We start from the raw sequence: 16,040 nt of genomic DNA, 5'->3' as shown, positions 1-16,040 counted from the left end.
AAAAAGAATATTATTCTAGCTCAAATTTGATAATGAAAAGGGCATGAATGAAAAGCATTGCAGTTTATTGTGGTTCAAGTCTTGGTGCACGTGAAATCTATAAAGAGCAAGCGATTTTACTAGGCAAATTTTTAGCAAAAAATAATATTGCGTTAATTTATGGCGGAGCGAGTGTTGGTATTATGGGAACTATAGCAGATGCAGTTCTTGCTGAGGGTGGTTCTGTTATTGGCGTTATTCCATCATTTCTTGAACAAAAAGAAATTGCACATAAAGATTTGACAGAACTGATTTGTGTGGATACGATGCATGAACGTAAAGCTAAAATGATGGCATTGGCGGATGGTTTTATTGCTCTGCCAGGAGGTCCTGGAACGCTTGAAGAATTTTTTGAAGTTTTTACATGGAATCAAATAGGTTTGTTGCAAAAGCCTTGTGGGATCCTCAATATCAATGGTTATTACAACAGCCTCATTGAACTCTTTGATCATATGGTTGAAGAAAAATTTTTACAAGAACGCGCACGCAATGTATTTTATGTTGATGACAACTATGAGAGCTTATTGAATCAAATGAATGCGTATACACCACCTGCTATTAAAACATATCATTAATGGGCATTAAAAAATAGAAAATTTATGTTTGAGTAACACAAGCTTGGCTTGTGTTACATGTAAAAGTTAAAACGTTCCGTATGCCACAAAAAAGGCAATATTCATACATTGAGGTTGTGCGGCACCACCTTTGGATGGGCAGCGTTTCATGTAGGTGTTAATGACTTTGCCATCTTTGTTGGTGAGCATCGGATAATTAAAATTCATATAATCCAAGATATTTTTGCCATTTGAATGGTGAATAAACTCAACCGTACCATCAGATTCAACTTTTGTGACAATTCCCACATGCGTGATATTTTCAGCCACTTGAACAGAAGGTTTTTTGACAGCAACTTTATTTTTACCTTTACCTTTGGTTTTTACAGCTGCTTTGTGCTCAGTATTTTCAAAAAAGACAAGGTCGCCAAGATGGGGAAGTCTTGTTTCATATGCATTCCCTTTTTGCGACATAAGATTGAACATGGCACGCGATTTTCGAGCATTATCAAAACTCTGGCTTAACTCTTTTTCCTTATAAAAAGGAGCTCCAGTTTTATAGTTAATGAGACTCACAAAGCCTGAACAGTCGCCACCATCGCGTTTCCCTAAATACATCAATGCATTTTGAACGATAGATTCACGTAAAGAGAGCTCTTGAACAGGACGTAAGTCGTAACTCTCATGTTCTTGTTGTAGATAAAACTCGTTAGATGGTTGTTCCCCAAGATACATTTTCTTCTCAGGTTGAGTGTTCTCTGCTATTGGTACTGTAGGTGTTTCCACAGTTGCTTTTGGTGCGCAGCCTATGACAAAAAGAGCAGCCATGCTCAATGTAAGCCATTTTTTCATTTGATTCTCCCATACGCGCTAAAATATGCAGGTGCTAAGCATTTTATGGTTTTCATCTTTAGAGCATTTTTCCATATAAGAGTTGACAACTTTATTGTTGTACATCGCAACGGTTGGATAGTTAAGATTCATTTGGCTAATCAAATTTTTTCCTTTGGTGTGGTGTATAAAATAGACAGTTTCATCGGGATCAATTTGTGTGACAATCCCAATGTGTGTGATGTTATCATCACTTTTGGATTTAGAATATTTTTTAACAGTGTTGGCAAAGAAGATAAGATCACCAACCCTAGGTTTGTCTTGGTAAGTACGTTTTTGAGTTTCAAGAAGATTGTAAATAGCTAATGAGCGTCTTGTGTCTTCAAAATAGCCATTGAGCTCTGCTGGTGTGAAAAAAGGCTCGGTACTCTCTTTGTTGACCAAGCTTACAAACCCAGAACAATCTAAGCCATCTTTTTTCCCTTGATGTTTAAGAGCATTTGTAACGATCTCTTGACGTTTGGGTGCATCATCTTTAGCTTGTGGAAGTTCAGGAGCATTCTGTGTAAACTCTTTTTGGGCACAACCACTTAGTAAAAACAAGCAGGAACAAAGTGCAAATAGGTACTGTTTCATTCAAATCCTCATAAAAAGTGCGGCAGGCATATTAGCTATTTTTACCTAAATTTTTGGTACAAAAACTGTACGTTCTAAGGTATCTAACCATTTTTCTTCCATATGGTCGTACGTCTTAATGGTAACATGATTGTCATATAAAAACAAAGAGTTTGTCCAGATAACCTCTTTATTCATATCTGCATTGTGGATGTTCGTGACATGTTCGACTTGGTTGATTGTCGAAGCAAAACTAGGCTCTTTTGCTGATGTGTGCGTATGTCCACTAACCCATAAGAAAAGTTGTGGATTATCATGAAGCAAAGTTTGAATTTTATCCTTAGGCTGAGCGATAAAATTGGGAGTATTCGCCCAATGGTTATAATTTTCCAATGTATGATCCAATGGTGCATGAAAAAAGACGATAGTGGGTGTTTTAGGATGGTTTTTGAGCTCATTTTCAAACCAACTGAGCTGTTCGTCTGAGAGTTTTGTTAAATATTTTGGATCATCGGCAGAAAGGAAAATGAGTAAATACGGTGGTTTTTCAATGCTATAGTAGAGCTTTGAAAGCCCAAAAGTGCTCTGAAAACGCTTCAGTTTTTCGTCTTGAATTTCACGAGTCGCATGTTGGAATTTTCCATTGCTATCGAGCGCATCTGCATAAACAAAATCGTGATTGCCTGTAATAACATGCAGAGGTTTCGTTAGGTTTGAAAAGTACTTTTTAGCAAAGTCATATTCCTCTTGTGTTCCGGTTTTGGAGCAGATGTCTCCCACTGCCACGACCATATCGACATCATTCCACTGGTTAATCTGCTCTATGACATGCTCTTTCATGGGTACATTTTTACCAGGCAGATGTGGATCACCTAAGACCACAATATGACTGAGCGGTGCCGCATAAAGACAAAGCGCAAAAGCCAGCGAAAGAAAGAGTTTTATCATAGGCTATCCATTGCCTTTTGCATACGGTTTAATATCTCTTTTAAAACACTTTTTTGGGTTCCAAAATTGAGTCGTACACAATTTTTATCACCAAAGGGTTCCCCATCGCTCAGCCCAACACCATGGTCTAAGAAAAACGCGTAAGGACTCTTTACATGTAAAGCAGATGCATCGATCCACGCAAGAAATGTCGCTTCTTGATCTAAAAGTTTGAGTTTTGGATTTTTGCTGACAAAGTCTTGTACCATTTTAAGATTTTCTGCCAAATAGACACGAAGTTCACTAAGCCACGCATCACCTTCAAGGTAAGCCGCTTTAAGTGCGGTAATGCCCAAAAGGTTGATACCTCCGACCATACTGCCCATTGTCTTTTTAAAGTTTTTGCGAAGCTCAGCATTGGGGATAATGGCAAAAGAGGCTTGAAGCCCTGCAATGTTAAAAGTTTTACTTGGCGCCATGAGGGTAATGCTTCTTTGCGCCAATGTGTCGTTCAGTGAAGCGATAGGAATATGTTTTGCCATGGGATTTAATAAAAGATCCGCATGAATTTCATCGGAGCAGATGGTAAGATCATGTTTTAAACAAAATTCTCCTAGCCTTTCAAGTTCTTTACATGTAAACACTGTTCCTGCTGGATTGTAGGGATTGCACAGCATAAAGAGTTTACATGTAGGCGTAATCGCTCTCTCCATCGCCTCATAATCCAGAACCCAACGGTTGTTTTCCTCTTTCATCGCAATGGCTAAAACTTCTTTATTCGCGTATTTGGGTGCTTTAATAAAATGCGGATAAATCGGAGTAGTTGTCATCACACTTTTGCCATCCACGCTCAGACACGTAATATTCATACTACTCACAACACCATGAGTAAAGAGCAACCACTCTTTTTTAATTTCCCAGTTATAGTGACGTTTGAGAAATGCAATAATCGCATCATAGGTTTCATCATCGATGGCGGTATAACCAAAAACACCCTCATGCACTCTTTTTTGAAGGGCATCTATCACACATGGAGGTGATTTGAAATCCATATCGGCAACCCATGCGGGGATGACATCAGTCCCTTTGTACTTGTCCCATTTTTCGCTAGGTGTCTTTGTTCTATCTACAATCTCATCAAAACTACCCATCAAAATTGTCCTTTTTTTTAGTGTAATGATTGTAACATATTTTTATAAACCAAGTTTTACATGTAAAGGTGAAAAAAATGACCTATGTCATTATTGTAATTGTAATTGTTGTCTTTTATCTCTTGACAAAGAATTATCAAACAGAGGCATACCAGCATATTAATGTCGATGTGAAGCAGACGCTTAAAGGAGATTTGGCGGAGCATGAAGCGGGACTTTTAGTCGCATTGATGGCAAAAGTAGCCAAAGCAGATGGCAGAGTCAACGAGCTTGAAGCAGAACTTTTGAGTTTGACATTTAATGATATTGCTCGTGTGTTTGAAAACAGTGAAAATGTCCGTGAAGCGCTAAAAGTGATTTATCAAAAAGAGATGCAAAGTTTTGATAATACCCTGATTGTCTCACAAAAATACCTTAAACTGACTCAAAATAACTACGTAAAACGTCTCAAAGTCATGGAATATCTGCTCAATCTCGCCTTTATTGACAATGAGTTTTCTCAAGCGGAATTTATGATCACCGAAGATATTGCCAATGCGTTAGAAATTAGGCATGCTGATTTTGAAAAACTGATTGCCTCTTTTGAACAATTTTATGCAAATAAAACAGCACAAACACAGTTTGGAATAAAAAAAGCATATACTATTTTAGGTGCAGATGAGAGCGAAGATATGGAGAGTATCAAGAAAAAATATCGCGCTTTAGTCAAAGAACATCACCCCGATATATTAATGGGGCAAGGAAAAGATCAAAGCATTATCGATGCTGCAACGACAAAACTACAAGAAATTAATGAAGCGTATGAGATGATTAAAAAGGAAAAAAGTTAGATGCTATCGACCCCATTTGAAAAACACACCCTCAGTATGTCCGTTTTAATGACACCCGATAAAGCCAATTTCTCTGGTAATGTACATGGAGGTGATCTCTTAAAACTGCTAGATCAAGTCGCTTATGCGTGTGCATCACGCTATTGTGGTGGCTACGTTGTAACGATGTCGGTTGATCAAGTTATTTTTAAACAAGCCATTCCTGTTGGAACGTTGGTAACCTTTTTAGCCAGTGTCAATTTTACGGGTAAAACATCAATGGAAGTCGGCATTAAAGTGATTGCGGAGAATATTCAAAAAGGGATCGCAACCCATACGAATAGCTGTTTTTTCACGATGGTAGCTGTCGATGAAAAGGGGAGACCTACGCCTGTGCCTCCCTTAGTCCCAGAAACAGATGTTGAAAAGAGACGTTTTCACGATGGAAAGCGTCGCCGTGACATCAGACTTCACGGTTACAATGAGATTTCACCCCAAAATTAGGGGTGTGTGTTTTAGAGTTCTGATTTTATAAGATCTTCTAACTCTTGTTTCCCAAATTTAATGAGTGGTTTGCCATTGACAAAAAACTCTGGGGTCGCATTGACGCCAAGGGTTTTAGTGTCGGAAATATCTTGTTTAATCAGTGCATCGATCTCAGGTTTTTTCAAATCCTCTTTTAACTGATCAATATCAATCCCAGCTTCAGGTAAAAATCCCCAAATAAGACCAATGTTTGGTGTACCATGGCTTGCCCATTTATCTTGGTATTTATAAATGACTTCGAGTGCTTCGATGTACTTACCTTGCAAGCGTGCCGCTTCAATCATCGCAACTATATAATAAGAATCGGTATGAAACGGAGCATAGCGCAATACCAGTTTGAGTGTGTCAGGGTTTTGTTTGAGAATGTTTTTGACAAACGGATAAAAGCTTTTACATGTGCCGCACGCAGGGTCAAAAAATTCAACAATGGTTGTTTTGGCATTGGGATTACCAAGAACATAAGCGTATGGACGCACAAGCGCAGCACTCTTTTCTGCGGAGACACTGTGGTTAGCGTTTTTATACAGATAACTTCCTCCCACAAAAAGAAGTACAAGCACAAAGAGAGAAGCGATAATAAGAGTCTGTTTTTTCATGGTTATGAAGCCTTTTTATTTGATAGAGTTCTTACAGAACTCTTTTTATGACGGTTTTTAGGCAAAGCCCAAAAATCTACGCTACGCCGCTGTGGCACTAAAGCTTGCCTCTACTGAGGCAGAAGACGTCTTACAATTTTGCAAGACGTCTAATGAAAATTAAAGTAATAAAAATAAGCGCAAATCCTACCAATGAGAGGAGTTGAATCGTGATAAATCCAAACCAGTTGATGTAGTCACTCGTGCATGAAACCCCTTGGGAACACGGAGCTAGAGTTTCGGGTACGATGCCATAGTAGAGCAAATTGTGATAAATCGCAAAAAAAAGCCCTAGAATCACAAGCGGCATGGCATATTTGAAAACATTTTGATCGTTGCTAAAAAGTGCGACGAGGAAAATAACGGTTAATGGATACATGCAAATGCGTTGATACCAACACATGACGCAGGGAGGAAACATCATAATCTCACTGAAAAAGAGACTTCCTAGCATTGAGACCATCGAAACGATCCATGCAAAAAACAGCAGTGTAAAAAGTGTGTTTGACGACTTTTGTGTTTGATTCATTAAAACTCCCAATATTTTGCCAATTGTATTTAATACGTCCTAAAAGGAACGTATTGTAAAATAAAATCATCAATAAATTATTAATACGATAAAAAGGACGAGTGTGAGAGCGTTAATTAGTGTCAGCGATAAAACGGGGATTGCGGAGTTTGCTAAGGATTTGGTGGCGTTGGGATTTGAGATCATTTCAACGGGTGGCACCTATAAACTTTTAAAAGAAGAGGGTATTAAAGCTCTGGAAATCAGCGAAGTCACCAAGTTCCCTGAGATGTTTGATGGACGTGTGAAAACACTCAATCCAATGATTCATGGAGGCATCCTTCACCGAAGGGATTTACCTTTACATGTAAAAGTTGCGAAAGAGCATGGCATCGAAGGAATTGATCTTGTGTGTGTCAATCTCTATCCGTTTAAAGAGACGATTGCTAAGACCGATGATTTTGATGAAATTATCGAAAATATCGACATCGGTGGCCCTGCGATGGTAAGAAGTGCCGCCAAAAACTTTAATGATGTTCTGATTGTTACCGATGTTCTAGATTATGATAACGTGATTGAAGCGCTTAAGTCTGGTAAAAATACTTTAGAATTTAGAAGAGATTTAATGATTAAGGCGTTCGAGCACACGGGTGCTTATGATAGCATGATTGCCAATTACATGAACAAACGCTTTAACAACGGTTTTGGTGAGAAACAGTTTATCGTAGGCACCAAAGCATTTGATACTCGTTATGGCGAGAATCCACATCAAAAAGGCTCTTTGTACGAGTTTGACTACTTCTTTACGAACAATTTTAAAACGCTCAAAGGCGAAGCTAGCTTTAACAATATGACGGACATTAACGGTGCGGTTAAAATTGCTGCATCCTTTGGTGACGCTCCAGCGGTATGTATCATCAAACATGCCAATCCCTGTGGTTTTGCCATCGGTGGCGATTTGCTAGACAGTTACGTTAAAGCGCTGAAATGTGATCCTGTCTCTGCGTACGGTGGTGTTGTGGCGATTAATGGAACCTTGAATAAAGCCTTGGCTGAGAAAATCAATGAAATTTTTGTGGAAGTCATCATTGCGGCGAATGTCGATGAAGATGCGTTGCATGTGTTTGATGCGAAAAAACGCATCAAAATCTTTACCCAAGAGAGTAAATATTTAGTGCTCAGTGAAGATGCGTACGACTTTAAACACGTTGATGGCGGTTTTGTCTTCCAAGAGAGCGACATGGTCAACGATGATGAGATCAAAAATGCCAAATGTTTGACAAGCAGAACCGCTTCTAAACAAGAGCTGAGCGATCTTGAAATTGCCTATAAAGTCGCAAGTTTGACCAAATCAAACTGTGTGGTGTATGTCAAAGAGAGCGCCATGGTAGCGATTGGTATGGGTATGACCAGTCGTGTGGATGCTGCCAAAGCAGCACTTCGCAAAGCGGAAGATATGGGTATTGATGTGAGTGGTGCAGCACTTGCAAGTGAAGCATTTTTCCCCTTCCGTGATAGCATTGATGCAGCCGCTGCAGCGGGTGTTAAAGCGATCATTGAACCAGGTGGCAGTATTCGTGATGACGATGTTATCGCAGCTGCCAATGAGCATGGTATGGCACTTTACTTCACAGGCGTTAGACACTTCTTACACTAAAATATACAATGAGAGCCTTTTTTAGGGCTCTCTTATTATCAATCTTGCTAATTAAGACAATAACTCTCTTTTTCTTGATGTAGATTAAGGAAATTAACTTTACTTTGCATTATAGTTTCATCAAAAACAAGGATGAAATGATGATGACTCCAGACAATTATCCCCATGAAGCAAAACTTTTACATGTAGACAATGCAACGGTTCCGTTTTTCACGTATGTACGAGAAGGCATAGAATACATTAGCTTTGATACCTCTTTATGCACGCCACCAGAGCCAATGATCAATGCGATGATTGCGCTTGAACTTTTAGATAACGCATATAAAAAAATAGTGATGATTAACCATCGTTCCCCTATTGGTTTACTTGCTAAAGTACAACCTTTTTATGACATTGATGTCACTGAAATTGAGGGTGGAAAACTTCAACTTGTTTTTTCCTATAAAGAGGGAATGAGTGATAAAGTTGATTTAAGTCAAAAACAGTGCAACGGTTAATATGAAAGTCTCTTTAGCCACAGAGATGGCACCACCTTTTGTATTGGTTGCGCATTTCTTTATTGCAGGAATTATTTTTTTGTTTTTAAGTAGTATTGCACTACTGTTTATGAGTGTTGACATCTCAGGCTACATTATCTCTTCCTCCTTAGCCGCTTTTTCTCACTTATACTTATTGGGTTTTGTGATGATGGTTATTTTTGGGGCCATGTATCAGCTTCTCCCTGTTGTGCTTGAAGTACCTATCTTTTCTAAAGATTTTGCTTATGTGCAATTTTATATGTACGTTGTTGGATTCTTACTGATGGTGAGTGGGTTTACTTTTGGGGAACTTCATTTGCTGATTCCCTATGGTGCAGTTATCACTTATCTTTCGATGCTCATTTTCTGCTTCAATGTTTTTTTAACATTTAATCGTTTAAAAAAGATCACACTCGTAAGTAAGTTTTTGCTTATAGGTACGATATTTTTGTTTATTTCCATAACCTTAGGTTTATTGATAGGCCTTAGCTTAGGACATGGTCTTTTAGCAATTGATATTGACGCATGGGTAAAAGCACATATGTTGGGTACTCTTGGCGGCTTTGTGATGATGATTGTTATGGGTGTTTCAATGGTATTGATACCGATGTTTTCCCTTTCTCATGATTATGAAGAGAAGTGGATCAATGCAACATTGTATTTACACAGTTTTGGAATAGCGCTATGTATGATTGCCTTGATTGTTAAACTTCCTTTTTTTATTCAAGCGATTGCTATGGTGTTGATAGTATTGGGAATTTTGTGTTTCATGGTGCAAATAGGAATTATTTTTCATCAAAGAGCACGCAAGCAAAATGATTATTGGGTTAAAAATGTTGTTTTTGGACTGGTCTGTTTATTTGCAGCAGTGATAAGTTCTATGTTCTATATGATTTTAGCGAATAGTACAATAGGTATATTAGCTGGGGTACTTTTCTTTTTTGGTTTTTTGCTCTCATTTATTGTTGGGCATATCTATAAAATTTTGCCTTTTTTGGTCTGGTATGAGAGATTTGCACCATTGGTGGGCAAACAAAAAGTACCACTTTTACACCAGATGATTCACACGAAAGTAGCCGATACACAAACATGGATACTGTTTGTTTCCGTTGTTGTTCTTAGTAGTGGTGTTTTAATGCAGTTTGAAAAACTTTTTTTCATAGGGAGTGTGTTGCTCCTTATATCTTTGATATTGGTAGCTTTTAATACAGTGTATGTGTTTAATTATAAAATTAAGGAGAATGATTGATTATTACAGAAGAAGATATTTACAATGCTATTTCAACCGTAATTGACCCAGAAGTTGGCTTTGATATCGTTTCGTTAGGACTTATTTATGGTGTCAAAATTAAAGATGCTAAAGTGAACATTACCATGACGCTCTCTACGAAAGGATGCCCTTTGCATGAACTGATTCAACAATGGACAAAAGATGCGGTCTTAAAAGTCGATGGGGTACAAGATTGTATGATTGAAATCGTATGGGAACCTGCTTGGAATATTACAATGGCGAGTGAACGTGTCAAAAAGGAACTGTGTGGCTAAATTGTGTCATTTTAATAATACATTAATTCCTCAAATAGACAAATATATACTATAATAAAAGTTAATTTTTTGTATTTGGAGACGCAATGGATTTAGTGACCAAAGTGCACAGTGAGCATGTGAATATTCTTATCACAGGCACGATTAAGACAATTGGAAATGCACAAGCGATCAAAGATGCAATTCGCCAAGCGCATGAGCAGCATCCCCATATTAGCATTAACCTCATGATTCAAGACTCTTTTATCATTACGTCATCGGTAATAGGTTTTTTAATCAAGTCCATTAAAATGGACAAAATGAATTTACATGTAAAAGTAGGTAGTGAAGAGCTGTATGAGATGTTAGATGATATGAATTTGATTGAAATCATGAATGTTGGAAGGGTGCAAGGATGAAAAAAGGTATAGGTTTAAAAATAGGGTTAACTCTCATTCCTTTGCTTTTGACAAGTTTTATTATTTTGCAATTTTTTATTGTCAATGAGTTTAAAAAATCATCTCAGATCCAAAGTGAAAATAATCTTAATTTGTTTAGTCAGTCTGTTTTCCAAACCGTACGTGCGGCAATGAATTTAGGGGATCGTGCTTTGATTGAAAAGTCATTGAAAGATGCTGGGGAAATGAAAGGGATACAAGAGCTTAAAATCCACCAATCACAAGTGGTGATCGATACTTTTGGTATTAATGCAAAACCTTCTACGGATGAAGCTGTCATTGGTATCTTTAAAAATCCTGTACAGCATAGCGTGACTCTTGATGATGCAAAAGGGCATCGTTTAAGACTTTTAAAACCTCTAATTGCTGAACAAGATTGTTTAGCGTGTCATGCTACCTCTCAAAAAGGCGATGTGCTTGGTGTGATGGATATGACGTTTTCATTTGCAGAAATTGATGAATATATTGGTGCGATCAGTTGGAAACTTATTAGTATCTTTATACTTTCATTGCTCATTACTTCCGTGCTCATTATGTTGGTGTTAAAACGTGTTGTGGGAAATCCATTGGGAATTTTATTGGAAAGAATTAAAGATTTATCAAGCGGAAACGGTGATTTAACAGCTCGGGTACAGATTAATAGTCAAGATGAGATGGGTGATATTGCTCAATATATTAATATTTTCATCGAAAAAATTCAATCTATTATTCTTTCATCTCAAAAAATTTCTCAAAATGTTGAACATACAGGAGAAACACTCAATACCAATGCCGTTGAATTTTCCAAAGGTGTCGTAGACCAAGCGCATCAAATTAAGATGTCGTTTGATCTCATGAAAGATATTGAAACAGATCTTGATCTCTCAGAAGAGCTTGCAATTCATACCGTGGAAGATAACACTTCGTCCTTTAATGTCCTTGAAAAGATGAGCATTGCTTTGAATGATGTTGTTCAAAATATCAACGGAGCAAGTGATTCCGAGCAAGAGATGGCACACCAAATTCAAAATGTAGTTTCGCAAACCGATCAAATTAAAGGTGTTTTGGCGATGATCAAAGATATTGCGGATCAGACCAATTTACTTGCGCTCAATGCTGCCATTGAAGCGGCTCGTGCAGGAGAACATGGTCGTGGATTTGCGGTTGTTGCTGATGAAGTACGAAAGCTTGCAGAACGTACACAAAAATCGCTCGCAGAGATTGATGCTACAATTAGTGTCATTGTTCAAGGGGTCACACAACTTAGCAGTAATATGGAAGTGAATGCTGAAAATATTAATCTCATTTCACAAAGTGCATTTGATGTTCAAAATGCAACTGAAGAGACAAAAAATCGTACATTAGAATCTATCGAAGTTTCCAAAAAAGCTTCTAAAAAAGTTGTTGAGATTTCACACTTAACAAATCAAATGATGGAGCAGATGAAGCGCACGCTAAGTTTATCCAACAACAATGAAAAAATTGCAGAAGAACTTTCACATATTTCTCAGCGAATGCTTGACTCTTCTCAAAATCTAGATTCTACACTTTCAACGTTTAAAGCTTAAAGGCAAAGAGGTTTAATCTCTTTGCAACATCTCTGCTTTTTCTTCTATCTCCAATAGCTCTTCAATCATCGGCTCTAAGAGTGCCTCTTTCTCTTCTAATCTTTGACTCAGTGTACTTAGTCCTATTTGCTGATAGCATTCAGGATTTTCAAGACATTTTTTTGTGGCGGCAATTTCGTCTTCAAGTGCTTGAATTTGTAACGGTAGTGTTTCAAGTGCACGCTGCTCTTTGTAGCTCAGTTTTGTAGGCACACTCTCTTTTGCTTTTTGCACTTTTGGTTCTTCTTTTTCAATCCAGGGTGCTTCTTGAGCTGATTCCATTGCGTCAAGCTCTTTAATCTCTTTTTCAATCTCTAAATATTCACTGTAGCTTTGATAACTCTCCTCAATGATGCCTTCGCCCTTAAAGACATAGAGCTTAGCTGCAATTTTATCCACAAAGTAACGATCATGGCTGACAAAAATGACTGCGCCAGCAAAACTTTGGATGTACTCTTCTAAAATATTGATGGTTGGAATATCCAGATCATTGGTTGGTTCATCGAGAATAAGGCAATCTACTTCTTGAGAAAAGAGTAGGGCAAGTGCAACACGATTTTTTTCACCGCCACTGAGGATGCCGATCTTTTTGTTTAGATCTTCTTTTGGAAAGAGAAAGTCTTTAAGATAGCCATAGACATGAAGATTTTTCCCTTTAACATCAACCCTATCGCCTCCATTAGGACAAAAAGTTTCTATAAGGTTTTTCGTATCATCGAGCATAGCTCGTTGTTGATCAAAATAGCCTATTTTAAATTCGCCTTTATCAAAATTTCCACTATCAACGTTGAGATCACCGAGTAAAATTTTTAAAAGTGTTGATTTTCCTGCTCCATTTTTTCCAACAATGGCAATACGATCTTTTTGTAAAATACGGGTACTAAAATCTTTAATGAGAAGTTTATCGCCCAATTTTTTATGGATGTTATATATCTCAAAAAGCATTTTTTGCTTATTGATAATCTTCTCACCATTGAAATTGTGCTTTTCTCTCTCTAATTCCAGTTTAAGTTTTCGGACCAAAGAAGGATTTTTTTTGGCAGACTCACGTAGTTCAAAAACTCTCTGTTTTCGCCCTTCATTACGTTTGAGCCTCGCTTTGACACCACGTTTTAACCACTCTTCTTCCCCTTTGAGGTATTTGAGGAGATTTTCATGCTGTTTTTGTAAAGATAAGATCAATAACTCTTTACATGTAAGATAGTTTTCATAACCACCTTCAAAACTCCTCATTTTTCCATCATCAATTTCAATCGTTCGTGTTGCTAAATGGTCGATAAAATAACGATCATGGGAGATAAAGAGAAGGGTAAATTTTGATTTTAAAAGCATCTGCTCTAAAAACTCGACCATATAAACATCTAAATGGTTCGTTGGCTCATCCAGTAGTAAAATGTCAGGTTTTTGAAGGATGAGACCAGCGAGTGTCACACGTCGTTGCTCGCCGCCACTTAAGAGATTGACATCACTTTGTTCAAACTGTTTGAGATCAAATTCTTGTAAAACTTGCTCAATCTTTTCATCTAAACTCCACGCATCATGCAAATCCAAAAAAGTGACGAGTTGGCTCTGCTCTGCAAGTAGCGCTTCATTATGGTAGTCAGATTCAAGTATCTTAATGACCTCTTCATAACGAACCCTTGCCATTTTGAGCTCTTTGAGTTCTTCTTCAATCGCTTCTTTAACATTCATCCCTTCTTTAAAGCGAGGGGTTTGATCTAACATACCAACTTTAATATTTTTTTGAAGAATACGTCTTCCATCATCGGTTTCCAATGTGCCAAAAACGATTTTCATCAGTGTAGATTTTCCACCGCCATTTTTGCCAATGATTGCAACACGCTCACCTTCATGCAAGGAAAAGTCAACGTCTATTAAAATTTTCTGAGTTTCATATGCTTTGCTAATGCCGATTAAATCTAAAAGTGCCAAATGTACTCCGTTGTTTTTGCGCGTATTATACCATTAACATGAGAAGGAAGAAGAGGATAAAGCTTTGGACTTTACCCTAAAAGTTGGTTATGATCTGAACTGATTGAGTTTGTTGTTGAGATTTTCAGCTAAACGTGAGAGATGGTCCGCTGCTGCAGCGATTTCTTCTACGCTTCTTGCATTTTGACTTGTCAACGTATTGATGTTGCTCACCATACTGACGATTTTATCGGTGTCCTGTGAAATCTTTTGTGAGTTTTGGGCACTGGTTGTTACGGAATCAACGCTCTCTTTCATCACTTGTGTTGTTCCCAAAATTGTCGTTTCAACACCACTGGAAACCGTCGATAGTCTTTGAATGTTTTTAGCATTCCTTCCCATCTGTTCAGAAGAGTCTATGATAGATTGCACAATCACATTAATAGTTGCGTTAATCTCCGTGAGTGAACTTTGGGTGCGTTCAGCGAGTTTTCGTACTTCATCGGCAACAACTGCAAATCCACGACCATGTTCTCCCGCCCTGGCAGCTTCAATGGCAGCATTAAGGGCTAGAAGATTGGTTTGATCGGCAATATCAGAAATGACCGTTAAGATTTGTTTCACTTGTTCCGCATCATGGCTCATTTGCTCTAATTTTTGAGCGAGGGCAGTTTCAGCATCACTTGCAGATTCGACTTCATTGCGAAGCGTAATAACTTCATTTTTAGCATTGTCCAATCTATGTCCTGCAGTCGCAATATTTTGTTTCATTGTCTCAGAAAGTGCAGCAGTTTCTTGAACGAAGGTTTTAATGGTTTGGATTTCTTGGATTGTACTCTCAACAATCGTAGAACTTTGTTCAGCATTTCGTCCAATTTGCATACTGGTGGTACTCAGTTCATGGGAAACCGAAGCATTTTCGCTGGAGGATGCTTTGGCATCAACAATAGTGCTTTCAAGAGTTTCAACCAATGAATTAAAGCTATCAACCATCTCTTTAATCTCATTTGATTTTTCGTATTTAATGCGGAAATTAAGCTCTTTTGTACGAACAAAATTGCCAATACTATCACGTACAAGATGAACACCTTGCATGATGTTGTTTCGGATAAGAATACTGATAAAAATTGTAGAGCCAATAATGGCAAGAGAGAGAATAATCATAACCATGTTGGCATTCTTTTTAGCATCCGCAGCATCCTTCGCCATTTTATTGGCTAAGTCAAGGTTGTATTGCATGTGAGTATCAAATGCAGTTGTCAAAGCTTTTAAGATAGGTCTAGCTTTATTAAATGCAATTGTTGCTTCTGCTTTTTTTCCTGTTTCAGAAAGTTTCAGAATATCTTGCACAAGAATACTGAATTTTTGTAACGCCTCTTGATCTTGCGTCAATAATGCTCTATCTTGATCATCACTGACCATTGTTTCATAGTTTTTGAGCTCTTTAGTAAGATCATTGAGTGCACCTAAAATACCCTCTTTTGATTTTGCATTAGCCCCTTTATCTTCTTGTGTAATATGTTCCCATAAAACAAGTCGAAGTCTTAATGCATAAAGCATAGAATGGTTTAAGGAGAGAACGCTTGGCAAAGAATTGACAGTTACATAATTGGTCTCTTCATAGATTTGATCCATCTTTTTCATACTGATCCCGAAAATGGTACAAGTTCCGATAATTGCGATGGAAAGCATAACAATCAGTTGCTTAGAAATTGTCATTTTGACTCCTTTTTATTCTTTTTTTTTATTCTAAACTCACTTTCCTAATAAA

General features: G+C 37.7%; 17 protein-coding genes. 9 read left to right on the top strand and 8 right to left on the bottom strand.

What is annotated here, in order from left to right; all coding sequences use genetic code 11:
- The first annotated feature begins 47 nt into the window (after positions 1-47).
- Positions 48-614 carry an LOG family protein gene (locus Sdiek1_RS09335; RefSeq protein ID WP_087438869.1) on the top strand — a complete coding sequence of 189 codons (567 nt, stop codon included), beginning with the start codon at positions 48-50 and terminating at the stop codon, positions 612-614.
- 66 nt (positions 615-680) lie between these two features.
- On the opposite strand, the gene Sdiek1_RS09330 is transcribed toward Sdiek1_RS09335, so the two are convergent.
- Genes Sdiek1_RS09330 through Sdiek1_RS09315 form a run of 4 tightly spaced genes read right to left on the bottom strand, consistent with a single transcriptional unit; the run spans position 681 to position 4,117 of the window.
- On the bottom strand, positions 681-1,445 hold the full coding sequence (locus tag Sdiek1_RS09330) for a hypothetical protein (RefSeq protein WP_087438868.1): 765 nt from the start codon (positions 1,443-1,445) through the stop codon (positions 681-683).
- A gap of 18 nt (positions 1,446-1,463) precedes the next feature.
- The gene (locus Sdiek1_RS09325; protein WP_238098917.1) at positions 1,464-2,060 is read right to left on the bottom strand and encodes an NlpC/P60 family protein; all 597 of its coding nucleotides are present in this window, start codon (positions 2,058-2,060) and stop codon (positions 1,464-1,466) included.
- Positions 2,061-2,105: 45 nt separating this feature from the next.
- Positions 2,106-2,987, bottom strand: a complete 882-nt coding sequence (locus Sdiek1_RS09320) for a metallophosphoesterase family protein (RefSeq protein ID WP_087438867.1) — start codon at positions 2,985-2,987, stop codon at positions 2,106-2,108.
- Entirely contained in the window at positions 2,984-4,117 is a 1,134-nt protein-coding gene (locus Sdiek1_RS09315; protein WP_087438866.1) for a MalY/PatB family protein, read from the bottom strand. Before Sdiek1_RS09315 ends, Sdiek1_RS09320 begins: the two co-directional genes overlap by 4 nt.
- 77 nt (positions 4,118-4,194) lie before the next feature.
- Between Sdiek1_RS09315 and Sdiek1_RS09310 the strand changes: the two genes are divergently transcribed.
- Positions 4,195-4,947, top strand: a complete 753-nt coding sequence (locus Sdiek1_RS09310; protein WP_087438865.1) for a DnaJ domain-containing protein — start codon at positions 4,195-4,197, stop codon at positions 4,945-4,947.
- On the top strand, positions 4,948-5,430 hold the full coding sequence (locus Sdiek1_RS09305) for an acyl-CoA thioesterase (RefSeq protein ID WP_087438864.1): 483 nt from the start codon (positions 4,948-4,950) through the stop codon (positions 5,428-5,430). It abuts the gene before it with no gap.
- 11 nt (positions 5,431-5,441) lie between these two features.
- On the opposite strand, the gene Sdiek1_RS09300 is transcribed toward Sdiek1_RS09305, so the two are convergent.
- Positions 5,442-6,068: a DsbA family protein gene (locus tag Sdiek1_RS09300; RefSeq protein WP_087438863.1), complete on the bottom strand. Its 627-nt coding sequence runs from the start codon at positions 6,066-6,068 to the stop codon at positions 5,442-5,444.
- 130 nt (positions 6,069-6,198) lie between these two features.
- The gene (locus tag Sdiek1_RS09295; RefSeq protein WP_087438862.1) at positions 6,199-6,636 is read right to left on the bottom strand and encodes a disulfide oxidoreductase; all 438 of its coding nucleotides are present in this window, start codon (positions 6,634-6,636) and stop codon (positions 6,199-6,201) included.
- A gap of 103 nt (positions 6,637-6,739) precedes the next feature.
- Between Sdiek1_RS09295 and purH the strand changes: the two genes are divergently transcribed.
- The 6 genes from purH to Sdiek1_RS09265 all read left to right on the top strand — a co-directional run bounded on the left by purH (position 6,740) and on the right by Sdiek1_RS09265 (position 12,319).
- The gene (purH, locus tag Sdiek1_RS09290) at positions 6,740-8,272 is read left to right on the top strand and encodes a bifunctional phosphoribosylaminoimidazolecarboxamide formyltransferase/IMP cyclohydrolase (RefSeq protein WP_087438861.1); all 1,533 of its coding nucleotides are present in this window, start codon (positions 6,740-6,742) and stop codon (positions 8,270-8,272) included.
- A 140-nt stretch (positions 8,273-8,412) separates the two neighbouring features.
- Positions 8,413-8,769, top strand: a complete 357-nt coding sequence (locus Sdiek1_RS09285) for a hypothetical protein (RefSeq protein ID WP_238098915.1) — start codon at positions 8,413-8,415, stop codon at positions 8,767-8,769.
- A gap of 1 nt (position 8,770) precedes the next feature.
- Positions 8,771-10,039, top strand: coding sequence for a hypothetical protein (locus Sdiek1_RS09280; protein ID WP_087438860.1), 1,269 nt, complete (start codon positions 8,771-8,773; stop codon positions 10,037-10,039).
- Positions 10,039-10,335 (top strand): metal-sulfur cluster assembly factor, encoded by a 297-nt coding sequence (locus Sdiek1_RS09275; RefSeq protein ID WP_087439871.1) that lies wholly within the window; start codon positions 10,039-10,041, stop codon positions 10,333-10,335. The genes Sdiek1_RS09280 and Sdiek1_RS09275 overlap by 1 nt, the downstream gene beginning before the upstream one ends.
- A gap of 86 nt (positions 10,336-10,421) precedes the next feature.
- Entirely contained in the window at positions 10,422-10,733 is a 312-nt protein-coding gene (locus Sdiek1_RS09270; protein ID WP_087438859.1) for a hypothetical protein, read from the top strand.
- Positions 10,730-12,319 carry a methyl-accepting chemotaxis protein gene (locus Sdiek1_RS09265; RefSeq protein WP_087438858.1) on the top strand — a complete coding sequence of 530 codons (1,590 nt, stop codon included), beginning with the start codon at positions 10,730-10,732 and terminating at the stop codon, positions 12,317-12,319. The genes Sdiek1_RS09270 and Sdiek1_RS09265 overlap by 4 nt, the downstream gene beginning before the upstream one ends.
- A gap of 12 nt (positions 12,320-12,331) precedes the next feature.
- On the opposite strand, the gene Sdiek1_RS09260 is transcribed toward Sdiek1_RS09265, so the two are convergent.
- Together Sdiek1_RS09260 and Sdiek1_RS09255 are read right to left on the bottom strand one after the other, a co-directional pair.
- Positions 12,332-14,290, bottom strand: coding sequence for an ABC-F family ATP-binding cassette domain-containing protein (locus tag Sdiek1_RS09260; RefSeq protein WP_087438857.1), 1,959 nt, complete (start codon positions 14,288-14,290; stop codon positions 12,332-12,334).
- 87 nt (positions 14,291-14,377) lie between these two features.
- Positions 14,378-15,988, bottom strand: a complete 1,611-nt coding sequence (locus Sdiek1_RS09255; RefSeq protein ID WP_087438856.1) for a methyl-accepting chemotaxis protein — start codon at positions 15,986-15,988, stop codon at positions 14,378-14,380.
- Positions 15,989-16,040: the final 52 nt, after the last annotated feature.

It is taken from the genome of Sulfurospirillum diekertiae (genome assembly GCF_002162315.1).
Lineage (GTDB): Bacteria > Campylobacterota > Campylobacteria > Campylobacterales > Sulfurospirillaceae > Sulfurospirillum.
The sequence above is the reverse complement of the archived record's forward strand: the minus strand, read 5'-3'. Positions and strand labels throughout refer to the sequence as shown.